The following is a 21,964-nucleotide window of genomic DNA, read 5'->3' as shown; positions in this document are numbered from 1 at the left end:
CACGATTGTGGATAACCCTGTGGAGGACCTGTGGACGAAGGCCTTTTCAGCGGACCCGGACGACCCGGCTCTCGTCCCACACGGGTTCCTTGGTCTCGTACACCTTGCCGTCGGAGCCGAAGACGAGGAACCGGTCGAAACTCCGTGCGAACCAGCGGTCGTGCGTCACGGCCATGACCGTGCCCTCGAAGGCGTCGATGGCACGCTCGAGCGCCTCCGCCGAATGCAGGTCGAGGTTGTCCGTCGGCTCGTCGAGCAGCAGCAGGGTCGCACCGGACAGCTCCAGCAGGAGGATCTGCAGGCGGGCCTGCTGGCCGCCCGACAGGGAGTCGTAGGGCTGCTCGGCCTGTGCCGCCAGCCCGTAGCGGTCGAGGACGGCTGACGCTGCTTCGCGGCCCAGGCCGGACCGGTGCTCGTCGCCCCGGTGGAGGATGTCGACGAGCGTGCGCCCGAGGAGGTCGGGGCGCGAGTGCGTCTGGGCGAAGAACCCCGGCCGGATGCGCGCGCCCAGCTTCACGGAGCCCTCGTGGGGAACCGGCGCTATATCGACGTCGGACACGGGCAGGTGCTCCTTGTCCGGGTCCGACCCCCCACCGGCGAGCAGCCGCAGGAAGTGCGACTTGCCGGAGCCGTTGGACCCCAGCACTCCCACACGGTCGCCGAACCAGATCTCGGTGCTGAAAGGCTTCATGAGGCCCGTCAGTTCGAGCTTCTGGGCCACGACGGCGCGCTTGGCGGTCCGTCCGCCCTGCAGCCGCATGGACACGTTCTGCTCCAGCGGGATCGCTTCCGGCGGCCCCGCCTCCAGGAACTTCGCGAGGCGGGTCTGTGCAGCGTGGTACCGGTTGGCCATGTCCGAGCGGAACGCCGCCTTGTTCTTGTACATGTTGACGAGTTCCTTGAGCTTGATGTGCTCCTCGTCCCAGCGCTTGCGCAGCTCCTCGAACCGCGCGTTCCGGTCCTCTCGCGCCTTTAAATAGGTCTCGAATCCGCCGCCGTGCGTCCACGACGACGCCCCCAGGGCGCCCGGCTCGAGCGTCACGATGCGCGTTGCGGCGTTGGCGAGCAACTCACGGTCGTGGCTGACGAACAGCACGGATTTCTTCGACTCGCGGAGCTTCGCCTCGAGCCAGCGCTTGCCCGGGACGTCGAGGTAGTTGTCCGGCTCATCGAGGAGCAGGAACTCGTCAGGACCGGAGAACAGCGCTTCGAGTACCAGCCGCTTCTGCTCGCCGCCCGAGAGCGACGACGCCGCCCGGTACTGGGCCCGGTCGAACGGGACGCCGAGGGCAGCCATCGTGACCTCGTCCCACGTGGTCTCCAGCTCGTAGCCGCCGGCATCGCCCCAGTCCGCGATCGCCTGCGCGTAGCGCATCTGCGTGGGCTCGTCGTCGGCCTCCATCATGGCGAGTTCGGCGTCGTCGATCCTCTTGGCCGCGGCGGCCAGCACCGGTGGCGCGGCCGAGACGAGCAGGTCGCGGACGGTCGTGTCGTCGCGCACCTGGCCGACAAACTGCCGCATGATCCCCATGGTCCCCGAGCGGCTCACCGCCCCTTCATCGGGCGTGAGGTCACCGGCGATGATGCGCAGGAGGGTGGTCTTCCCCGTGCCGTTGGGTCCGATCAGTGCCGTCTTGTGGCCGTCGCCGACCTTGAACGCAACGCCGTTGAGCAGTTGCCTGCCGTCGGAGAGGAAGTAATCGATGCCGGATACGTCAAGATGAGCCACATATCCAGTGTTTCATCCACTGACAAACCCGCGGGACCCGCCGCCGTCAGTCCTGCTGGTCGCCCGGCATCATGCGGTACCCCACGCCGCGCACGGTCCGGATGAAACGGGGGTTGCTGATGTCCTCGCCGAGCTTCTTGCGGAGGTTGCGGATGTGCACCTCGACGAGGTGGTGGTCCTGGCTCCACCCGTCCCCCCATACCCGGTTCAGCAGCGCCTCGCGCGTCCACACCCGATGTGCCCCCGTCAGGAGCGTCTCCAGCAGGTCGAACTCGATGCGGGTCAGTGCGAGCTCCTGACCGGCGAGCGTGACGACGCGACCCTCGACGTCCATGACCAGACCGTTATGGCGCAGCAGCTCGTTGCCGCCGGGTTCCGGCGGCTGGACAGCGCCGGTGCCGGCACCGGGACCGGTGCGGGGACGGCGGAACATCGCCGACACGCGCGCGGAGAGCTCCCTGGGGCTGAAGGGCTTGCCGATGAAATCGTCCGCGCCGATCTCGAGGCCGATCAGACGGTCGATCTCGTCCTGCCGTGCCGTCACCATCACGATGTACGCGTCGCTGACGGCTCGGCACTGCCGGCACACCTCGACGCCGTCGAGATCGGGCAGGTTGAGGTCGAGGGTGACCAGGTCGGGCCGGTGTTCCTTCAGTGCCGCCAGGCCCTCGAGCCCCGACGAGGCCTCGACGATCGTGAAACCGTTCATGCGCAGCGTCGTGGCGAGCAGTTCGCGGATGTCCGGATCGTCCTCGACTATCAGCGCCGTGCGTTGGGACGGAGGAGCGGACATGAAACAAGGGTTTCATACATCGGTGTCCGTTGGCGCCCCGGGCACGGAGTTGTCTTGAACAAATCTTGAGAAACGCCCCCCTCGCCCCCGTAGACTGCCCGGATGCTACCGACCACCCTCAGCACCGTGCAGGTCGACGGCCTGACCGTCCGCGTGCTCACGACGCCGGGACCCGACTCCTCCGCCCGGAGCCCGTACGTCCTCGTCCACGGACTGGGCATGACGCATCGCTACCTCGATCGCCTCCGTGCCGAACTCGCCGCGGACGCCGTCGTGCACTCGATCGACCTGCCCGGGTACGGGCCGGACCCGCAGCCCCGGAGGGAGCTCGGCGTCGAGGACCACGCCGCACTCATCGCCGAGGCACTCGCAGCACTGGGCATCTCCTCCTGCACGCTCGTGGGCCATTCCATGGGCGTGCAGTTCGTCACAGCAGTCGCCCTGCAGTTCCCGGCACTCGCCGAACGGATCGTCCTCATCGGACCTGTCGTGGACAGGCGCCGCCGGACCGTCCTGCAGCAGGCTCTCTCCCTCGGGCACGACACGTTCCGCGAAAGCCCGTCGGCGAATTTCACGGTCTACACCGACTACCTCCGCACGGGCATGCGCTGGTACCTGCGCCAACTGCTGCACATGATGGAGTACCCCCTGGAGCGCGCCGTCGAGCGGGTCCAGTGCCCCGTCCTGGTGGTGCGAGGAGGTCGGGATCCGGTGGCACGGCGCCGCTGGTGCAGGGAGCTGGCGGAGCGGGCACCGTTCGGTTCCCTTCTCGAGATCGAGGGCCAGCCGCACGTCGTGCAGCACTCGGCGGCCCGCGCCGTCGCGGATGGAATCACCGCGTTCCGGAGGTTCCCCGTTCCCGCCGGCGTGCCTTCCTTGTCCGAAGCTTCAGCTTGGGCGACGGGAAAACTTGAAGATTGAAGCGCATAGTAGACATATTGCGGTTGGTCCCGTCCCCCCTGTAGTTGCGACCGACCGCAAAGACACGACACCCGGCCGGCGCTGCAAGCAGCACCGGCCGGGTGTTCCAAACCTCTGAAGGAACATCGCATGCCTGATTTGGAAGAGTGGTCGACCAGCCGCCTGCTCACCACCGCCGCCCGTCTCGTGGACCACGCGTGGAACGAAAGGCTGCTCGACATCGGGATCACCCATGCCGGCTACACCACCCTCGGCGTGCTCTCCCGCCAGGGCACCATGACGGGAGCCAAGCTGGCCCTCGCAGTCCACGTGCAGGCGCAGACGATCGGCAAGACCATCGAGAAGCTCGAGCGGCAGGGGTTCATCTCCCGCATCCGCGACAGCATCGACCGCCGCAGCCAGCGCATCACGATCACCCCGGCCGGCGTCGAAGCGCTCGCCAAGGCGGAGGACATCGAGCGCACGCTGATGGTGGGAGAAGGCCTGGAATCCTTCGAGCTGCGCAGCCTGCTCCGCGGCATCGTCGGGGAGCTCGCCCCCCAGCGCCAGAGGCCCACAGCCGCGATCGTCTGAACCCCCGGGTTCCCATGATTCTCAAGAGCGGCCGCTCTTCCTGTGCAGGCACCCCTACACGACACCTGCCGCGATTGCTAGACAATCTAACTATGCATCGTAAGATGTCCGGGTGAACGCCGAACAACAGAACGCTGCAGCTGTGGCCGAACTGCAGGACCTCATGCTCACCAACGAGAACGTCGACCAGTTCCTGGAGGACCTGGCAGGCCTTTCCGCACGCATCCTCGGTGAATCCGTGGAGGTGCAGTGCGGCGTCACGTACCGCCACCGGAGCCTCGCGACCACTGTCGCGTGCAGCAGCGACGAGGCGAGAATCCTGGACGAGATCCAGTACGGCTTCGGCGACGGGCCGTGCCTGCACGCGATCAGCACGGGCTCCACCGTGATCGTCGACGACGTCCGGACGGACGGCCGGTGGCCCGAGTACTTCGAGGCCGTCGCCGGCCACGAGTACTTCGCCATGATGGGCGTCCCCCTCGTGCTCGGACCCGAGGGCGGCGCTGCGCTGAACTTCTACGGCGCGAGCCCCAGTACCTTCACGAGCAGCGCGCAGGCCCTCGCGGAGGGCTTCGCCACGCAGGCGGCGAAGGCGCTGCAGATGGTCCTCCGTGTATCGCAGCACGCCAACACCTCGTCAAACCTCCGGGCCGCGATGGAGTCGAGGACCACCATCGACATCGCGATCGGGATCATCATGGGGCAGAACCGCTGCACGCAGGCCGAGGCGTACACGATGCTGAGCCGGGCCTCGAACGCCCAGAACGTGAAGGTCCGCGAGATCGCGCAGCGCATCGTCAGCGGGATCACCACCGCGCCGGCCGAGACGCACTTCTCGAACTAGGAGGACGGGCCCCGCGTGCAGTTCCCGCGCATAACGGTCAGGACCTGATGGCCCCGGCCAGGTCCGATGCGGCCAACTCGGCGAGGTCGTTGAAGCTGTACAGGTGCAATCCCTCGTATCCGGCGCCGTGCAGCGCATCCACCAGCGGTGCCGGATCGTAGGAGGCCGACGAGAGCAACTGCCTCACCACGGATCCGGTGTCTGCACCGCCGGCAGAGCGCTTCAGGAAGCCGAGGGACTGGCCCACGCCGATCCGGCCGGCGAGGCGGAGCAGCCGGTAGATCCTCACGGGGCCCGGGATCCCCGCCCAGACGGGCAGGGTGATGCCGTCGAGCCGCAGCTTCGAGGGGAAGGCCCGGAGGATGTCCGGGGAGAAGCAGAGCTGGGTGACGCACCAGGAGGCCAGCTCCTGCTTGGCCGCCAGCGTCCTCGCCAGTTCCTCCTCCGCGGTCCCCGGGTGCCCCTCCGGGTACACGGCGATGCCCATGCGGAGCACTCCCCCGGACAGGTCCGCGACGTCCTCCATGAGCGCGCCACTCCACGCGTAGGGTCCCGCCGCGTCCGCTGCGTCGCCGCCCACCACGAACACGTCCGTAATACCCGCATCGGTGCACTGCGCCACGTAGCCGGCCAGCTCCGCCCGGCCGGTCACCGACCGGGCTGCCAGGTGCGGAACGGCCGTGTACCCGGCGCGGGCCAGGTCCACCGCCACACCCACGGCCTGGCGCGGCCCGTGGTGCGGAAGGCAGGTGACGGTCACGACGGCGGGCGCGGGCACGTGCGCCCGCAGCCGCTCCACCAGGTCATCCCCCGGAATCACTTCTATCCGGACCGGCAGGTCAGCCACGCGCTGTCAGCACTCCACCACGTTCAGGGCGAGCCCACCGCGCGCGGTCTCCTTGTACTTGTCCATCATGTCCGCGCCGGTGTCCCGCATGGTCTTGATGGCGACGTCGAGCGAGACGTGGTGCTGACCGTCGCCGCGCACGGCCATGCGCGCCGCGGTGATGGCCTTCATCGCGCCGACGGCGTTCCGCTCGATGCAGGGGATCTGGACGAGGCCACCCACGGGGTCGCAGGTCAGGCCAAGGTTGTGCTCGATCCCGATCTCCGCGGCGTTCTCGACCTGCTCCGGGGTCCCGCCCAGGACCTCGGCCAGCGCTCCGGCGGCCATGGCGCAGGCGGAGCCCACCTCACCCTGGCAGCCCACCTCGGCCCCGGAGATCGACGCGTTCTTCTTGAAGAGCGAGCCGATCGCCGTGGCGGCGAGCAGGAACCGGACGACGCCGTCGTCGTCGGCGCCCGGGACGAAGTCCACGTAGTACTTCAGGACCGCGGGGATGATGCCCGCAGCCCCGTTGGTCGGCGCCGTCACCACGCGCCCGCCCGCTGCGTTCTCCTCGTTGACGGCTAGGGCGAAGAGGGTGACCCACTCCATGGTGCCGAGGCGGTCGTTCGGGTCGTCGGCCTTCTCCAGCAGCTGCCGCTGCCGTTCCGCCCGGCGCCGGACCTTCAGTCCGCCGGGCAGGATCCCACCCGTCGTCGTCCCGCGCCGGATGGTGTCCTGCATGACGTCCCAGATCTCGAGCAGCCCCGCGCGCACCTCGTCCTCGGTACGCCAGGCCAGTTCATTGGCCAGGACGACGTCGGAGAAGGACCACCCGGTGGTCCGGCAGATCTCCAGCAACTGGTCGGCCGTGCCGAAGGGGTGCGACACCGGAACGGGCTTGAGGGCCGCCGTCTCCGAGCCGATCTGGTCCTCGTCGAGAACGAATCCCCCACCCACCGAGAAGTATTCCCTCGTCTGAATAACATCCCCTGCGGCGGAATATGCCGAGAAGCGCATGCCGTTGGTGTGGTAGTCGAGGCGCTTGCGGCGGTGCAGGATGACGTCCGTCTCGGGCTGGAACGGAATCGGATGCCCACCCGCGAGGTTCAGCGATCCGACCTCGCCGATGCGTGTGATGCGGGCGTCCGCGGACGTCGGATCCACCAGGTGCGGCCGCTCTCCCTCGAGCCCGAGCAGCACGGCCTTGACCGTGCCGTGCCCGTGGCCGGTGGATCCGAGCGATCCGAAGAGGTCCACCTGCACGCGCTGCACGTCGGCCAGCAGGTTCCCGGTGCGCAGTACTTCCGTGAAGAGGTAGGCCGCCGTCATCGGTCCACCCGTGTGCGAACTCGAGGGCCCGATGCCGATCTTGAACAGGTCGAAGGCGCTGATCGTCACTGGGATGCCCCGGTGGGCTTCGCGCGCTTGTAGAACGGCGTGGCGATCACCGTGAACGGTTCGGGCCGTCCGCGGAGGTCCACCTGGACCTCGGTGCCGACGGCGGCGTACGCCGACTCGACGTAGGCGAGTGCCACCGGGTAGCCCAGGGTGGGGCTCGGCAGGCCGGACGTTACGGTGCCGACGGTCCTGCCGTCGGCGACGATGTCGTACCCGGCCCGTGCGGACCGTCGTCCGACGGCCCGGAGACCGACCAGGCGCCGTACCGGCTCGACGGCCTTCAGCGGTTCGAGCACGGAGCGTCCCACGAAGTCCTCGGCCTTCTTGGTGCTGACCACGGGCCCGAGGCCGGCCTCGAAGGGGCTGGTGTCGAGGCCGAGCTCATGCCCGTACAGGGGCATCCCGGCCTCGAGGCGCAGCGAGTCGCGCGCTGCGAGACCACAGGGCAGCAGCCCGTGCGGGCCTCCGGCCTGCAGTGCGGCATCCCAGAGGCGCACTGCCAGATTGCTGCCGATGAAGATCTCGAAGCCGTCCTCACCGGTGTAGCCCGTCCGGGCGAGGAGCACGGGAACACCAGCGAGCTCGAGCTCGACCGCGGCGTAGTACTTCAACTCGCGGATGATGCCGGCGTCCTCCGGGCGCGCGAGGTCGAGGAGGACGGCTTCGGCCGTCGGTCCCTGCACGGCGATGAGGGCGGTGGCCTCGGACTGGTCCTCCACGGCGACGTCGAAGCCCTTGGCGCGGAGGCGCAGTTCCTCGGCGACGACGGGCGCGTTGGAGGCGTTGGGCACCACGAGGAAGGAGTCCTCGGCGAGGCGGTACGTGATGAGGTCATCGATCACGCCGCCCTCGGCGTTGCAGATCAGCGAGTACTTGGCCTTGCCCACGGCGAGAACCGCGAGGTTGCTGACCAGGGCGTAGTTCAGGAACTGTGCTGCCTGCGGTCCGCTCACGAGGACCTCGCCCATGTGGGACAGATCGAAGAGGCCCGCGGCGTTCCGGACGGTGTGGTGTTCCTCCAGCTCGCTGCGGTACTTCAGGGGCATCTGCCAGCCGCCGAAGTCCGTGAAGGACGCGCCGTGCGCCTGGTGCTGGGTGTACAGGGCGGTGTGCTTGCTCTGCTCGCTCACGTGGGGTTCCTAGTCTTCGAAGGCTTCGATGGGCGGGCAGGAGCAGATCAGGTTGCGGTCGCCGTGGGCGCCGTCGATCCTGCGCACCGGCGGGAAGTACTTGTCGTGGCGCAGCGAGCGCAGCGGGTAGGCCGCGAGCTCGCGCGGGTAGGCCTGCGTCCACTCGTCGCGGACGAGCACCTGCGCGGTGTGGGGCGCCTGGCGCAGCGGGCTCTCCTCGATGCTGAACTCACCGGCCGCGACGCGGTCGATCTCGCCCTTGATCGCGATCATCGCCGAGATGAAGCGGTCCAGCTCGGCGAGGTCCTCGGACTCCGTGGGCTCGACCATCAGGGTGCCCGCCACGGGGAAGGACAGCGTGGGGGCGTGGAAGCCGTAGTCGATGAGGCGCTTGGCGACGTCCTCCGCGGTGACGCCGGTGGCGGCCGTCAGCGGGCGGAGGTCCAGGATGCATTCGTGTGCCACGAGGCCCTGGACGCCCGTGTAGAGCACGGGGAAGTGCTCGGTCAGGCGTGCGGCGACGTAGTTGGCGGCGAGCAGCGCATGCGCCGTCGCGCTGGTGAGCCCTTCCGAGCCCATGAGCGCGATGTAGGCCCAGGAGATGGGCAGGACACCGGCCGAACCGTACATCGACCCTGAGACGGGAGTGCCGCCCGCGGCATCCGGTCCGCCGTCGGTCGCGATGTCCCGGTTGGCGTCCCCGGGCAGGAACGGGGCGAGGTGCGCGGCCACGGCCACGGGGCCGACGCCGGGTCCACCGCCGCCGTGGGGGATGCAGAAGGTCTTGTGCAGGTTCAGGTGGGAGACGTCGCCGCCGAACTCACCGGGCTGCGCGAGGCCCACGAGGGCGTTCAGGTTGGCGCCGTCGATGTAGACCTGGCCGCCGGCGCCGTGCACCTTCTCGCAGACCCAGCGGACGTCCTCCTCGAACACGCCGTGCGTCGAGGGGTAGGTGATCATGATGGCGGAGAGGTTCTCCGCGTGCTGCTCGATCTTGGCGAGCAGGTCGTCGTGGTCGATGTTGCCGTTCGCGGCGGTACCGACCACCACGACCTTCATCCCGGCGAGGACGGCGGAGGCGGCGTTCGTACCGTGCGCGGAGGACGGGATGAGGCAGACGGTGCGGTTCTCGTCACCCCGTGAGCGGTGGTAGCCGCGGATGGCGAGCAGGCCCGCCAGCTCGCCCTGGGAACCGGCGTTGGGCTGCAGGGATACGCGGTCGTAGCCGGTGATCTCGGCGAGGCGCTCCTCGAGGTCCGTGATCAGCTCACGCCAGCCCTCGGTCTGGTGCTCGGGGGCGAAGGGGTGGATCGAGGCGAACTCCGGCCAGGAGATGGACTCCATCTCGACGGTCGCGTTGAGCTTCATGGTGCAGGAGCCCAGCGGGATCATGGTGCGGTCCAGGGCGAGGTCCTTGTCCGAGAGCCTGCGCAGGTAGCGGAGCATCGCTGTCTCCGAGCGGTGCAGCGAGAAGACCGGGTGCGTCAGGAAATCGGAGGTCCGGTGCAGGTCCGCGGGGATCCTGTCCCGGACAGCCGCGGATCCTTCGGTCGTGCCGCCGAAGACCGCGGCGACAGCGGCGATGTGCTCGGGAGTGGTCGTCTCGTCGCAGGAGATGCCGAGGTGGTCGGCGTCGACGCGGCGGAGGTTGTAGCCCTGCGCCTCGGCCTTGTCGGCGTACTCGGCGGCCTTGCCCGGAACGCGGACCAGGAGGGTGTCGAAGAACGCGTCGTGCACGACGGCGGCAGCGGAACCCTCGAGGGCGGTGGCCAGGTCGACGGCCCGCTGGTGGGTGGTGCGCGCGATCGCCGTCAGCCCCTCGGGGCCGTGGTACACGGCGTACATGGAGGCGACGATCGCCAGCAGCGCCTGGGCGGTGCAGATGTTGCTCGTGGCCTTCTCGCGGCGGATGTGCTGCTCGCGGGTCTGCAGTGCCAGGCGGTAGGCGGGTGCGCCGTCGGCGTCCTTCGAGACGCCCACGAGGCGGCCCGGCAGCATGCGCTCGAGGCCCTTGCGCACCGCCATGTATGCGGCGTGGGGGCCGCCGAAGAAGAGGGGCACGCCGAAACGCTGGGCGGAGCCGACGGCGATGTCCGCGCCCTGCTCGCCCGGAGCCGTGATGAGCGTCAGGGACAGGAGATCGGCGGCGACCGTGACCAGTGCGCCGCGCTCCTTGGCCGCGCTGATGACGGCTGCGTGGTTGCGCAGCGCGCCCGAGGCGCCGGGCTGCTGCAGGACGACGCCGTTGATGTCGCCGTCGGGCAGGCCGGCGGAGAGATCCACGATCTCGACGTCGAATCCGAGCGCCTCGGCGCGGCCGCGCACGACGGCGACGGTCTGCGGGAGGGCGTCGGCGTCGATGACCGTGCGGCCCTTGTTCTTGCCGGAGCGGCGCATGAGGAGGACGGCCTCGGCGACGGCGGAGGCTTCGTCGAGCAGCGAGGCGTTCGCGATGTCGAGGGCCGTGAGGTCCTGCACCATCGTCTGGAAGTTCAGGAGGGCCTCGAGCCGGCCCTGGGAGATCTCCGGCTGGTAGGGCGTGTAGGCCGTGTACCAGGCGGGCGACTCCAGCACGTTGCGGCGGATCACCGGGGGCGTGACGGTGTCGAAATAGCCCTGGCCGATCATCTGGACGGCGGTGCGGTTGCGGCCCGCGATGCGCCGCAGTTGCGCCAGCACCTCGGTCTCGCTGAGGGCAGCCGGCAGGTCCAGCGCACGGTCGAGGCGGATGCTGGCGGGAACCGCCATGTCCACGAGCTTCTCCAGGCTCGGGTAGCCGAGGACCTCGAGCATGCGGGCGGCGTCGGGGGTGCGTGGGCCGATGTGGCGGTCGGCGAAGGTGGATGCGGCGCCGGATGCGGCATCCTGTGCGGTGCCGGGCCGGGAGTCGAGCGAGGCGGTCATGGGGAACTCCGTACGTCAGAAGGGAGCGCGGTAGCGCGTGCCTGGTCGGGTTCCTCCCCGCTCTGTGTGGGACCTGAGAGTTTCCGCAGGGCTCCGCGCCTGCTTGCACCGTCGGTGAGCGTCGGGCGTGCCCGATGCTGCTTTCCAGAGTTGCCTATCCGCAGCGGTACTGGGCCTGAGAGATTCCTGGGGAGGATTTGCTCCTACGGCGCCTACCGGTTTTGTGTCGACGGGAGGACTCTCCCGCTGCAGATCAGTGGCATATTCAGTTGGGATGTGCGGCGTGTGAGCCGCCACACAGCTTACCGCGCCGGGCGGATCGGAGGCAAAGATAGCCCAGTCTGCGGCTGAACAATAGCCCCTGCACCGGCACCCGGGAAGGGTTGCGGAACCCTCCCTCCGAGGTCCTGTCGCGGGCGGGACAGCCGGACTACCGTGGATCTACACGCTTCTCGAGCATCTGGAGTCTCAATGCCGATTCCCCGCCTCCGCTCGGCCGCCGCCGCCCTGGCGCTGGTAGCCGCCGTCATGGTGCCAGCGCCGCCTGCAAGCGCGGCGGGTGCGTCCTACGTCGCCCTCGGCGACTCCTACTCCTCGGGGACGGGCACTCGCTCGTACCTTGCGGACGGGACCTCCTGCCAGCGCTCGGTCTACGCGTATCCCTCGCTCATCGCCAGCGCCAGGGGCTACGCCCTCAACTTCCGTGCCTGCTCGGGGGCGACGGTCCCCGACGTCGTCGCGACGCAGCTCGGTGCCCTGACCCCCACGACGTCCTACGTCTCGCTGAGCGTCGGCGGGAATGACGCCTCCTTCGTCCCCGTCCTCACGGAGTGCGCGAAGCCGGCCTGGATGAGCAACTGCAACGCCGCCATCGACCGCGCCCAGGCCTTCATCGTCAACCAGCTGCCGGCCAGCCTCTCGTCGCTGTACGCGCAGATCCGCGCGCGCGCGCCGCAGGCCTCCGTGACGATCGCCGGGTACCCGCGGCTCTTCAACGGGGAGGACTGCAATGCGGGCACCTGGTTCTCGCCCACCGAGGAAGCGCGGCTGAACGCCACCGCGGACCTGCTCAATCGCACGACGGCGACGGCGGCAGCCGCGGCCGGCTTCACCTTCGGCAACCCCACCGTCCCCTTCGTGGGCCACGCGGTATGCGACAACGTCGAATGGCTCAACGGGCTCTCGAGTCCGACGTCGGAGTCCTACCACCCGAACAGGACAGGGCATGCCTCGGGATACGTGCCGCTGCTCAGCGCTTCCCTCACCGGAGTCCGTGTCGGTGTCACGCAGGCGACCGTGCAGTCCGCAGAGCTGTCGGCCCCTGCGTTCACACAGCAGCAGCAGGGCTATGCGGCGGAGGACGCGAGGATCACACCGAAGAAATTCGTGGCGCCGGACCTGAAGAGCCCGGCGGCACGGGCTGCAGCGGCGCGGGCCGGCGTCGACCTCGCCGATCCCGCGAGCATCGATCGCGCCGACCGCGCGGCGGAGGTCCGGCAGAACTGCGGACGGCAGGGGTAACACGACGGCGGGTAGTTGAGATTCATACGTTTGCATGGAATAACCCCGACGGCGGGCCGGTTCTCCTAGCAGGCCCGACGCGGGTCGGAACACCAAGCACGGGAGCGACACCATGGCACGCGAACTGGAACTCGGACTCGACACCTTCGGTGATGTCACGCGCGGGCAGGACGGCAACCCCGTCCCCTACCCGCAGGTCATCCGCAATGTGATCGCCGAGGCCGTCCTCGCCGACGAGGTCGGCGTCGACTTCATCGGTGTCGGTGAGCACCACCGGGACGACTTCGCCGTCTCCGCGCCCGAGACCGTCCTCGCCGCCATCGCAGGGCAGACGAAGCGCATCCGGCTCGGCTCGGCCGTGACGGTCCTCAGCTCGGACGACCCGGTGCGCGTGTACCAGCGGTTCGCCACGCTCGACGCCGCCTCCAACGGCCGCGCCGAGGTCATCCTGGGCCGCGGGTCCTTCACGGAATCCTTCCCGCTCTTCGGCTACGACCTCTCCGACTACGAGCGCCTCTTCGAGGAGAAGCTCGACCTCTTCTCCGAGCTGATCAAGGAGGGCCCGGTCACCTGGTCCGGCACCACCCGTCCCGGCCTGGACAACCACGAGGTGTATCCCAAGACCGAGGGCGGCCGCCTGAAGACCTGGATCGGCGTCGGCGGCAGTCCCGAATCCGTGGTGCGGGCCGCCCGCTACGGTATGCCCCTCATGCTCGCGATCATCGGCGGCGACCCTGCGCGGTTCGCCCCCTACGTGGACCTGTACCACCGGGCGCTGACGCAGCTGGGCCAGCCGACGCTGCCCATCGGCGTCCACTCTCCCGGCTACATCGCCGACTCCGACGAGCAGGCCCGCGAGGAACTGTGGCCGGACAACCGGATCATGCGCGACCGCATCGGCAGCGAGCGCGGCTGGGGCCCGACGACGCGCGTGGAGTTCGACCAGGAGGCGGACTTCGGCTCCCTCTACGTCGGATCCCCCGAGACGGTGGCACGGAAGATCGCGGCGACGGCGCAGACCCTCGGGATCGACCGCTTCGATATGAAGTACAGCGCCGGTCCCCTGCCGCACGAGAAACTCATGCACAGCATCGAGCTCTACGGCACGAAGGTCATCCCGATGGTCCGGGAGATGCTCGCCTAGGATCTGCTCATGACGGCTTCATCACCTCTTCTCGAGCAGGGCGCTGCGCTTCAGCGGGTCGCCACCGGTGCTGTCTGGGCGGAAGGACCGGTGTGGCTGCCTCAGCGCCGCTGCGTCCGCTTCAGCGACATCCACAGCAATCGGATCGTCGAATTCAGTGAAGAGACGGGTGACCTGACGGTCTTCGACGACGATGCCGAATTCACCAACGGACGCACCCTCGACCTCGACGGGAACGTCGTCGAGTGCTCCCACGGCCGCCGCGCCCTCCAGCGCGACACCGCCGTACGGCCGGGCGAGGGCCCGGCGCCGCACACGCTGGTCGATCGGTTCGGCGACGTACGGCTGAATTCGCCCAACGACGTCGTCGTGAAGTCCGACGGCACCATCTGGTTCAGCGACCCGTCCTACGGGATCATGCGGCCCGAAGAGGGGCACGCCGGCGAGGAGGAGTACGGGGACCGGTACGTGTTCCGTTTCGATCCGAGCAACGGTTCGATCGTGCCCGTCGTGATGGATGTCGAAGCCCCCAACGGGCTCGCGTTCTCCCCGGATGAACGAACCCTCTACGTCACGGACTCATCCGCCTCCCCAGCGAGCGGCGAGGTGGACCCGGACCGGCCGGCCGGCCACGCGATCCACGCCTACGACGTCTATGGAGGTCGGCACGCGAAGAACGGCAGGGTCTTCACCGAGGTCTCGCCCGGGTTGCCGGACGGGATCCGCGTCGACGAGCACGGCAACGTGTGGAGCTCGAGCCTGGATGCCGTCCAGGTCTTCGCGCCCTCCGGTGAGCGGATCCTGCGGATCGCGGTGCCGGAGAAGATCGGCAACCTGTGCTTCGGCGGCGACGACGGCCGCACCCTCTACATTGCGGCCACTTCCAGCCTCTACCGCATCCGCACCACGACCCGCGACGCCATCCATGTGGCGCGCGAGGCAGCGGTTGCCTAGGAAGTCGCGTGCCCGCTATCGCTCATCGTGGTGCTACCGCCAAGATCCTGGGGTGACATCCCGCTGCACGTTCGGCCGCCGCTGACCCGACACCGGCCGGCCGGTGGTCAGCCTTCGCACTCGGCGCAGTACTTGTCGCCGTTCTTCTCGCGCGCAAGTTGGGTCCGGTGGTGCACGAGGAAGCATGACATGCAGGTGAACTCGTCTTCCTGGACGGGGATGACCTGCACGAGGAGTTCTTCCTCGAGGATTGCGCCTGGCAGGTCGAAGCCCTCGGCGGTGTCGCTGTCTTCGACGTCGATGACGGCGGTCTGCGTGGTGGTGCTGCGCTGGGCCTGGATCGCTTCGAGCGATTCGTTGGCCGGCTGGTCTTCGGGGCGGACGCGGGGCTCGTCGTAGTCCGTTGCCATGGTGTCTCAGTCCTATCGTTGTGGGGGTGTCGCAACAGGGTACATGCGCACGCGTGGCGTCATATCCAGTTGCGCTGGCAGCCGATTACTGGACTATCCGGCGAGATGCAGGTGCATTGTTCGAGCAAACCGACAACACGGCTTGTGCACTTCGTGCGTGCTGGCGCCGCCATGGTGTTGATCAGGGGCTCGGCGACGACTCCATGACTCCGCACGCTAGTGGGGATGGTCCTCGCAGGATGGGGTCTGTGGCAACCTCCGAGAACTTGGTCCTGAGTTCGCGTTCGTCGGCCGGCAGGTGCACCTCGAGGTCGAGGGCGACGATTTCTATGTCGACCTGCTGTTCTTCCACGTCGAGCACTGCGCTACGTCGTCGAACTCAAGACCGGCAAGTTCCAGGCCGAATACGCCAGCAAGCTGAACTTCTACATCGCCCTGGTCTACGACAGGCTTCACCGCGAGGCCCACACCGTTATGGGTGCATCGTCTGCGCCCTGGTTTCAAGTGCCACGGTGGCTACATCTCCTTGCAGCTACAAACCACCAAGGTCCGCAGGGCGTTCGGAGAGTACGTCTCCACCCTCTTGACCTCATTGCAGTGATCGTCTAACTTCTAGTCATACGATTAACCGACACGAGGAGGTGGAGATAGTGGGACCCAAGTCGCAGACCCCCACAATGTGGCAGGTCGCTGAGCGGGCGGGCGTCTCTCAGGCAACTGTCTCTCTCGTATTGAACAACGTGCCTGGCAGTCGCGTGGCCGATGCGACCCGCACCCGGGTGCTCGATGCGGTACGGGAGCTTGGTTACCGTACCAACGCTTTTGCTAAATCCCTGCGCAGCGGCGAGTCCGGCATGATCGGCTTCATCTCCGACGAGGTAGCCAGCGCTCCTTTCGCCGGCGATCTACTCAAGGGGGCTCAATTACTCGCCTGGGAAACGGGCAACGTGATCCTCAGCGTGGATACCTTCAGGGAGCCCGACCTCGAAGCCGCAGCGATCGACATGATGTTGTCGTACCGGGTTCGCGGAGTTGTCTACGCATCGATGTACCACCGGATGGTCGAGGTGCCCAAGGGCCTGGCAGGCATCCCTACGGTCGTCGTGAACGCCCAGGATCGTTCCGGCGAAGTGCCCAGCGTCTTCCCTGACGAAGAGCTTGGTGGCTACACAGCAACACGCCATCTCATTGAGGCCGGCCACAGCCGTATCGCGATGATCAACATCCAGGATGCGACCAGTGACCTTCCCGCGGGCATCGGACGGCTGGCCGGATACCGACGAGCCCTGGTCGAGGCAGGTATCGCTGCACCTTCGGAACTGGTGCGGTATGGCACCGGCACCGTGGAGGACGGGCTGGAGATAACGACCGACCTACTGCGCGGCACTGAGCACCCCACCGCAATCTTCTGCGGCAACGACCGCACCGCTTGGGGCGCCTACCGTGCACTGGAGGCCGCAGGCCTGAGCGTTCCCGACGACTGCTCTATTGTCGGCTTCGACAACCATGCGATGGTTGCGCCCTATCTCGATCCGGGGCTGACAACCATCGAGCTGCCCTACGAACGAATGGCCAGAAAGGCCGTTGAACTCCTCCTCTCCAACGATTTGGAAAGGCCCCGAAAGAATCCCGTCGAGTGCTCACTGATCCACCGTGGATCCGTGGCGAAGGCAAAGGTGCCAGCATGACAACTCAAACCACCCGCGAGACCCGGAACGCACGTTCGCACCCTCCTCGAGGGGGCATCGCTTCACACGTGAAGAGGATGAAGCGAAGTTGGCAGTTATACGTATTACTTGCTCCGGCCACACTGCTGGTCCTCGTTTTCAAGTACTGGCCCATGTATGGCGCTCAGATCGCCTTCCGTAACTACAACCCGGCCGACGGATTTGCCGGCAGCCCCTGGGTGGGTCTAGAGCACTTCTCTCGGTTCGTCACGTCGTTCCAGTTCGAGCGTCTTCTGGCCAATACTCTGACCGTGAACGCGCTGGGGTTGCTGATCGCGTTTCCTGTCCCGATTGTCTTGGCGCTGATCGTCAATCAGCTACAGAGCGAGCGTTTCAAGAAGTTCGCGCAGACCGTGCTGTACTCGCCCTCGTTCATATCGGTGGTTGTCGTCGTAGGCATGATCCACCTCCTGTTCTCGCCGCGTTCGGGAATCGTCAATAATGCCCTCGTCGCCCTCGGGAGCGAGCCGATTTTCTTCATGGGCTCCCCCGACTGGTTCAGGCCCCTGTATATCGGTTCGGATATCTGGCAGAACGCGGGATTCTCGATGATTGTTTATCTCGCTGCGTTGACGGCGATTGATCCGGCACTGCATGAGGCTGCTCGCGTCGATGGCGCCTCCAAGTGGCAGCGCATCAAGCACATCGATATTCCGGGCATCCTGCCGGTCATCACCATCTTGTTCATTCTTGCTATCGGCAATCTGTTCAATCTCGGGTTCGAAAAGGTGCTTCTCATGCAAACCGACCTGAACCTGCCCACCTCGGAAGTCATCCAGACCTACGTCTATAAGGCGGGCCTGCAACAAGCGCAGTTCAGCTACTCGGCCGCTATCGGTCTGTTCAACTCCCTAATCAACCTTGTCCTGCTGCTCACGTTCAACTGGATTGCCAGGCGTGCAGGACAATCGAGCCTCTGGTGATGACGCCATGACCCACACAACCTCAACTCCCCCATCAATGACGCAGAGCCCGGCTACGGCGTCGGCAAAGCCTCCCGCACGGTTACGGCGGAATAGGGTGCGGCGCGGTCAGCTGGCTGACCCGGTGTTCAACACAGTCGCTATCGGCACCCTTCTCGTCGCGATCGTCGCTATCCTCTACCCGCTCTACTTCATCGTCATCGCGTCCTTCAGCGAGCCGGCCGAGATCCTGAACGGCAACGTTTGGCTCTGGCCCCGTGGTTTCACAACGGAGGGATACTCGAGGATCTTCGCGGACTCGACGATCTGGAGGGGCTTCGCGAATTCGGTGCTCTACACGGCGCTCGGTACTGCGATCAGTGTCATCTCGATCCTGTGCGGAGCGTACGCCCTGTCTCGTAAGGACCTGTACGGGCGCACCTTCTTCATGCTCCTGTTCATCATCACGATGTTCATCGACGGCGGGCTGATCGCCCGGTACCTGGTGGTTCGCGACCTCGGCATGCTCGATACGACCTGGGCCGTCATTCTGCCCGGAGCCGTCGGAGTCTGGAACCTCATCATCGCCCGGGCGTTCTTCGAGAACAACGTGCCCGGGGAGCTTCGAGAAGCGGCCCAACTCGATGGAGCAAATGACTTCCGATTCTTCTTCCAGATAGTTCTTCCGCTGTCGAAACCACTGATCTTCCTCATGATCATGATCCACCTGGTAGCGAACTGGAACGCGTTCTTCGACGCCCTCATCTACCTCGACGACGAAAGCAAGTACCCCCTTCAGCTCGTCCTCCGCAACGTACTCATCCAGTCGGAAGTAACCTCCAGCGGAGGAACCGCAGGGTTGGATTCCTATGCGGCAGCCCAACGCCTGGGCGAACTGATCAAGTACGGAATGATCGTCATCTCCAGCCTCCCACTGCTCATCATTCTTCCCTTCATGCAAAAGCACTTCACCAAGGGCGCCCTCCTCGGCGCCGTCAAAAGCTGACAACAAATCCTTCCGCACACTTCTCACCTAAAGGATCTTCACTATGAGACACCGTCGTTTCACCGCCGTAGCTGCTCTCGCGGTCACCGGCACCATGCTCCTCTCCGGGTGTTCCGGAAGCGGTGGCGCTGCCGAAACCCCCGATAAGTCCGAAGAGCTCGGGCTCAATACCACCGGCCTGCCGATCGTCGACGAGACACTCACGCTGTCGTTCGGTGGCACCAAATCAGCTCTGGCCCCGGACTACGCCGACATGCAGCTGGTTCAGCAGTGGCAGCAGGACACCAACATCGCGATCGAATGGGAGAACCTGCCCGAGCAGGTGTATCTCGAGAAGAAGAACCTCATGCTTGCAAGCGATGAGCTTCCCGACGTCCTCTACAACACGGGTCTCACCGATGCCGAAGTCGTCCAGAATGGCAGCAACGGTACGCTTCTGCCGCTCGAGGACCTGATCGAGGAACACGCCCCGACGCTGTCAGGGATCCTCGATCAGAGGCCGGACATCCGTGCCGCCATCACCGCATCTGACGGACACATCTACACCCTGCCGTCGGTTGAGGAACTTGGACTCGTGCAACATCCGAACTTCCTCTACATCAATAAGGCCTGGCTCGACGCCCTGGGTCTGCCTGTCCCCCGCACCATCGACGAGTACCACGCAGCCCTGGAGGCCTTCAAGACGAAGGACCCGAACGGTAATGGCCTGTCGGACGAGATCCCGTTGTCCTTCCGGACGGATTCATTCGCCGCGAACCCGCATGACCTCATCGCGGCGCTGGGCGGCCAGCCAGAGAACAACGATCACCGCATTGTACGCGACGGGAAAGTCGAGTTCACGGCGAACACCGACGAGTACAAGGCTGGTGTCGATGGGCTTGCGGACTGGTACTCCGACGGCCTGATCGACCCTGAGTCCTTTTCGCAGGATGATGTGGCCTACCTTTCCAAGGGCAAGTCGGAGACGGCGATTCTGGGGTCGTTCTTCTGGTGGGAGCTCAAGGAGATGGTCGGCGAAGACCGGATGGGCGACTACACGATTCTGGGCGTCCTTGAGGGCGTCAACGGCGAGAAACTCGCCAGCGTCAGCAACAACCAGGAAATCAGCCGCGGGGCGATGGCGATCACCCGGGCCAACCAGTACCCCGCCGCGACAATGCGATGGGCGGACCGCCTCTTCGACCCGGCAATGTCCGCACAGGCGAACTGGGGTCCGATCGGAGTAACACTGGAGGAGAACTCCGATGGTGTCCTGGTGCAGATCCCTGCCCCGGCCGGCGAGGCCGAAGGCGAACGGCGGCAGAAAGTCGCCCCCGGCGGCCCGAAGATCACGACCGCCGAGGACTTCGAGACTGTCGTCGCGCCTGAGCCGCGAGCCAAGGAACGCCAGGATCTCGTCAACGAGCTCTATGCGCCGTTCAAGGCCAACGACGCCTACCCGCCAGTCATGCTCTCCGTCGAGGAACTGGAACAAACCTCCTTCCCTGTCACCGACATCAATGGACTCGTCAAAGAGAAGTTCGCGAGTTGGATCGTCAACAACACAGTTGAGCAGGAATGGGACGCCTACGTCTCCCAGCTCGACACGATGGGCATTGACGAAGTAATCGCCACATACCAGCAGGCCTACGACCGCTTCCAGCAGGGCGGCGAATAAGGACGCGCGGAGCGGGCGACCAGTCCGCTCCGCGCCAACCCCTTACTAATCGCTTACCAACCGCACCGATTCCCACACTGATCAGCTACTCGATCAGCTATACGTCAGGATTGTCATGACCACGCCCGCCGCCCGCTCGACGGCAACTCCCTCTTCAGTGCGGCCAGCCGCACACTTCACGGCACGCTCGACCTGGCTGAACGATCCCAATGGCCTGCTGTATCACGAGGGCGTTTATCACCTGTTCTTCCAGAACAACCCAAGCGGTGACACGTGGGGGAATATGTCCTGGGGGCACGCCACTTCCACCGACCTGGTGTCCTGGCAGGAGCAGGCAGTGGCCATCCCGGCCACAGCCGAGGAAATGGTCTTTTCCGGAAGCGCGGTCGTCGACACCCGAAACACCGCCGGGTTCGCCGGGCCCGGCCAGACAGCTCTCGTCGCGATCTACACCAGTGCCCGTCCACCACTAGACGGTGCCCCTGGCATCCAGGCCCAAGCTCTCGCATTCAGCCTGGACGCCGGCAACACCTGGACCCGGTATGAGGGCAATCCAGTCCTGGATATCGGTTCAACCGAGTTCCGCGACCCCAAGGTGTTCTGGTACGGCGGCGACAACGGTCACTGGGTGATGGTGGCCGTGGATGCAGTGGATCGCCGGGTCGTGTTCTACACATCCCCCAACCTGATCGATTGGACGCTCGGGTCCCGCTTCGGGCCCTGTCACGCTGTCGGCGGGGTGTGGGAGTGCCCCGATCTGTTCCCGCTCCCCATCAAAGGGACGCAGGAGACCCGCTGGGTGCTCATCGTCAGCCTCAACCCCGGTGCAATCGCGGGTGGATCCGGAACTCAGTACTTCGTCGGGGACTTCGACGGGACAACGTTCATTCCGACCCGGATCACCGAATCGACCGACCCGGCGGACTATGACTGGCTCGACTACGGCCGGGACTACTATGCGGCCGTCTCCTTCAACAATGTGCCGGATGACCGCCGGTTGATGATCGGCTGGGCAAGTAATTGGGACTATGCCAACGAAACCCCGACCGGGCCCTGGCGATCCGCAATGTCCCTGGTTCGAGAAATCGAACTTGTCCGCACCGCCGGTGACCGCCTCCGTATCGCGCAGAGCCCCATCCTGCCCCCCGAACAGTCACCCCTCCACGTCTTCGACCTCACAGTTCCCTGCACACCCGGGGCGCGTACGACGCTCGTACTCACCGGTGACGACTCCGGCGTGGAACGCTTGACCATCACCATCGACGGTGGTGAACGAAGTATCACCTGCGACCGAACCCAAAGTGGCGCCGTCGACTTCCATCCGGCCTTCCCCTCCGTTGACTGGGCACCCCTACCTGATCAGAACACCGAAGAAATCGACCTGTTGATCGTCGTCGACGCTCACATCGTGGAAATCTATGCCGGAAAAGGACTCGTCACACTCGCCGAACAGGTCTTTCCGACCGCACCCTTCACCCGACTGCACCGAGAAACCATCCATGGCCAGAAATAGAACGAACGT

18 protein-coding genes, 1 pseudogene and 1 riboswitch are annotated in these 21,964 nt (G+C 66.2%); of the genes and pseudogenes, 12 read left to right on the top strand and 7 right to left on the bottom strand.

What is annotated here, in order from left to right; all coding sequences use genetic code 11:
- Window positions 1–46: 46 nt before the first annotated feature.
- Both P5G52_RS03445 and P5G52_RS03440 read right to left on the bottom strand, forming a co-directional pair.
- On the bottom strand, window positions 47–1,729 hold the full coding sequence (locus tag P5G52_RS03445) for an ABC-F family ATP-binding cassette domain-containing protein (RefSeq protein WP_301224701.1): 1,683 nt from the start codon (window positions 1,727–1,729) through the stop codon (window positions 47–49).
- Between the two features lie 46 nt (window positions 1,730–1,775).
- Entirely contained in the window at window positions 1,776–2,522 is a 747-nt protein-coding gene (locus tag P5G52_RS03440; RefSeq protein WP_301224699.1) for a response regulator transcription factor, read from the bottom strand.
- Between the two features lie 102 nt (window positions 2,523–2,624).
- Between P5G52_RS03440 and P5G52_RS03435 the strand changes: the two genes are divergently transcribed.
- From P5G52_RS03435 to P5G52_RS03425, 3 genes are all read left to right on the top strand, one after another.
- Entirely contained in the window at window positions 2,625–3,443 is an 819-nt protein-coding gene (locus P5G52_RS03435) for an alpha/beta fold hydrolase (RefSeq protein WP_301224697.1), read from the top strand.
- A 129-nt stretch (window positions 3,444–3,572) separates the two neighbouring features.
- Entirely contained in the window at window positions 3,573–4,016 is a 444-nt protein-coding gene (locus P5G52_RS03430; protein ID WP_301224695.1) for a MarR family winged helix-turn-helix transcriptional regulator, read from the top strand.
- A gap of 112 nt (window positions 4,017–4,128) precedes the next feature.
- Complete coding sequence (locus tag P5G52_RS03425) at window positions 4,129–4,860, top strand: GAF and ANTAR domain-containing protein (RefSeq protein ID WP_301224693.1); 732 nt, start codon at window positions 4,129–4,131, stop codon at window positions 4,858–4,860.
- A gap of 37 nt (window positions 4,861–4,897) precedes the next feature.
- On the opposite strand, the gene P5G52_RS03420 is transcribed toward P5G52_RS03425, so the two are convergent.
- From P5G52_RS03420 to gcvP, 4 genes are read right to left on the bottom strand one after another with little or no spacing between them, the layout of a single operon-like run.
- Window positions 4,898–5,707 carry a methylenetetrahydrofolate reductase gene (locus tag P5G52_RS03420; RefSeq protein WP_301224691.1) on the bottom strand — a complete coding sequence of 270 codons (810 nt, stop codon included), beginning with the start codon at window positions 5,705–5,707 and terminating at the stop codon, window positions 4,898–4,900.
- 6 nt (window positions 5,708–5,713) lie between these two features.
- Window positions 5,714–7,087 carry an L-serine ammonia-lyase gene (locus tag P5G52_RS03415; protein ID WP_301224689.1) on the bottom strand — a complete coding sequence of 458 codons (1,374 nt, stop codon included), beginning with the start codon at window positions 7,085–7,087 and terminating at the stop codon, window positions 5,714–5,716.
- Window positions 7,084–8,217, bottom strand: coding sequence for a glycine cleavage system aminomethyltransferase GcvT (gene gcvT / locus P5G52_RS03410; RefSeq protein ID WP_301224687.1), 1,134 nt, complete (start codon window positions 8,215–8,217; stop codon window positions 7,084–7,086). Before gcvT ends, P5G52_RS03415 begins: the two co-directional genes overlap by 4 nt.
- Before the next feature lie 9 nt (window positions 8,218–8,226).
- On the bottom strand, window positions 8,227–11,121 hold the full coding sequence (gene gcvP, locus P5G52_RS03405) for an aminomethyl-transferring glycine dehydrogenase (RefSeq protein ID WP_301224685.1): 2,895 nt from the start codon (window positions 11,119–11,121) through the stop codon (window positions 8,227–8,229).
- A 154-nt stretch (window positions 11,122–11,275) separates the two neighbouring features.
- A riboswitch (glycine riboswitch) is annotated at window positions 11,276–11,377 on the bottom strand.
- A gap of 215 nt (window positions 11,378–11,592) precedes the next feature.
- Between gcvP and P5G52_RS03400 the strand changes: the two genes are divergently transcribed.
- The 3 genes from P5G52_RS03400 (at window position 11,593) to P5G52_RS03390 (ending at window position 14,740) form a co-directional block, all read left to right on the top strand.
- A complete protein-coding gene (locus P5G52_RS03400) occupies window positions 11,593–12,642 on the top strand; it encodes an SGNH/GDSL hydrolase family protein (protein WP_301224683.1) in 1,050 nt (349 codons plus the stop codon).
- A gap of 112 nt (window positions 12,643–12,754) precedes the next feature.
- Window positions 12,755–13,786, top strand: a complete 1,032-nt coding sequence (locus P5G52_RS03395) for an LLM class flavin-dependent oxidoreductase (RefSeq protein WP_301224681.1) — start codon at window positions 12,755–12,757, stop codon at window positions 13,784–13,786.
- Between the two features lie 9 nt (window positions 13,787–13,795).
- Window positions 13,796–14,740: an SMP-30/gluconolactonase/LRE family protein gene (locus tag P5G52_RS03390; RefSeq protein WP_301224679.1), complete on the top strand. Its 945-nt coding sequence runs from the start codon at window positions 13,796–13,798 to the stop codon at window positions 14,738–14,740.
- Between the two features lie 107 nt (window positions 14,741–14,847).
- Here P5G52_RS03390 and P5G52_RS03385 read toward each other — a convergent pair whose 3' ends face one another.
- A complete protein-coding gene (locus tag P5G52_RS03385; RefSeq protein ID WP_301224677.1) occupies window positions 14,848–15,150 on the bottom strand; it encodes a DUF4193 domain-containing protein in 303 nt (100 codons plus the stop codon).
- 253 nt (window positions 15,151–15,403) lie between these two features.
- Between P5G52_RS03385 and P5G52_RS03380 the strand changes: the two are divergent.
- From P5G52_RS03380 to P5G52_RS03355, 6 genes and pseudogenes are all read left to right on the top strand, one after another.
- Window positions 15,404–15,759: pseudogene (locus P5G52_RS03380) on the top strand (PDDEXK nuclease domain-containing protein); the annotation flags it as partial.
- A 68-nt stretch (window positions 15,760–15,827) separates the two neighbouring features.
- Window positions 15,828–16,838, top strand: coding sequence for a LacI family DNA-binding transcriptional regulator (locus P5G52_RS03375; RefSeq protein ID WP_301224675.1), 1,011 nt, complete (start codon window positions 15,828–15,830; stop codon window positions 16,836–16,838).
- Window positions 16,835–17,800 carry an ABC transporter permease gene (locus P5G52_RS03370; RefSeq protein WP_301224673.1) on the top strand — a complete coding sequence of 322 codons (966 nt, stop codon included), beginning with the start codon at window positions 16,835–16,837 and terminating at the stop codon, window positions 17,798–17,800. Before P5G52_RS03375 ends, P5G52_RS03370 begins: the two co-directional genes overlap by 4 nt.
- A gap of 124 nt (window positions 17,801–17,924) precedes the next feature.
- Window positions 17,925–18,785, top strand: a complete 861-nt coding sequence (locus P5G52_RS03365; RefSeq protein ID WP_301224671.1) for a carbohydrate ABC transporter permease — start codon at window positions 17,925–17,927, stop codon at window positions 18,783–18,785.
- Between the two features lie 94 nt (window positions 18,786–18,879).
- Window positions 18,880–20,442, top strand: coding sequence for an ABC transporter substrate-binding protein (locus P5G52_RS03360; protein WP_301224669.1), 1,563 nt, complete (start codon window positions 18,880–18,882; stop codon window positions 20,440–20,442).
- A 115-nt stretch (window positions 20,443–20,557) separates the two neighbouring features.
- A complete protein-coding gene (locus tag P5G52_RS03355; RefSeq protein WP_301224667.1) occupies window positions 20,558–21,955 on the top strand; it encodes a glycoside hydrolase family 32 protein in 1,398 nt (465 codons plus the stop codon).
- The last annotated feature ends 9 nt before the right edge of the window (window positions 21,956–21,964 follow it).

Origin of the sequence: Arthrobacter burdickii (assembly GCF_030433645.1) — a bacterium.
Taxonomy (GTDB): domain Bacteria; phylum Actinomycetota; class Actinomycetes; order Actinomycetales; family Micrococcaceae; genus Arthrobacter_D; species Arthrobacter_D burdickii.
This window is presented reverse-complemented; position numbering and strand designations above follow the sequence as displayed.

Excerpts from the sequence above, each read along its gene's own strand:
- P5G52_RS03430 (WP_301224695.1), top strand. The coding sequence starts at position 3,573 with ATGCCTGATTTGGAAGAGTGGTCGACCAGCCGCCTGCTCACCACCGCC.
- P5G52_RS03355 (WP_301224667.1), top strand. The coding sequence starts at position 20,558 with ATGACCACGCCCGCCGCCCGCTCGACGGCAACTCCCTCTTCAGTGCGG.
- P5G52_RS03400 (WP_301224683.1), top strand. The coding sequence starts at position 11,593 with ATGCCGATTCCCCGCCTCCGCTCGGCCGCCGCCGCCCTGGCGCTGGTA.
- P5G52_RS03360 (WP_301224669.1), top strand. The coding sequence starts at position 18,880 with ATGCTCCTCTCCGGGTGTTCCGGAAGCGGTGGCGCTGCCGAAACCCCC.
- P5G52_RS03440 (WP_301224699.1), bottom strand. The coding sequence starts at position 2,522 with ATGTCCGCTCCTCCGTCCCAACGCACGGCGCTGATAGTCGAGGACGAT.
- P5G52_RS03390 (WP_301224679.1), top strand. The coding sequence starts at position 13,796 with ATGACGGCTTCATCACCTCTTCTCGAGCAGGGCGCTGCGCTTCAGCGG.
- P5G52_RS03385 (WP_301224677.1), bottom strand. The coding sequence starts at position 15,150 with ATGGCAACGGACTACGACGAGCCCCGCGTCCGCCCCGAAGACCAGCCG.
- P5G52_RS03395 (WP_301224681.1), top strand. The coding sequence starts at position 12,755 with ATGGCACGCGAACTGGAACTCGGACTCGACACCTTCGGTGATGTCACG.
- P5G52_RS03435 (WP_301224697.1), top strand. The coding sequence starts at position 2,625 with ATGCTACCGACCACCCTCAGCACCGTGCAGGTCGACGGCCTGACCGTC.
- P5G52_RS03370 (WP_301224673.1), top strand. The coding sequence starts at position 16,835 with ATGACAACTCAAACCACCCGCGAGACCCGGAACGCACGTTCGCACCCT.
- gcvP (WP_301224685.1), bottom strand. The coding sequence starts at position 11,121 with ATGACCGCCTCGCTCGACTCCCGGCCCGGCACCGCACAGGATGCCGCA.
- P5G52_RS03375 (WP_301224675.1), top strand. The coding sequence starts at position 15,828 with ATGTGGCAGGTCGCTGAGCGGGCGGGCGTCTCTCAGGCAACTGTCTCT.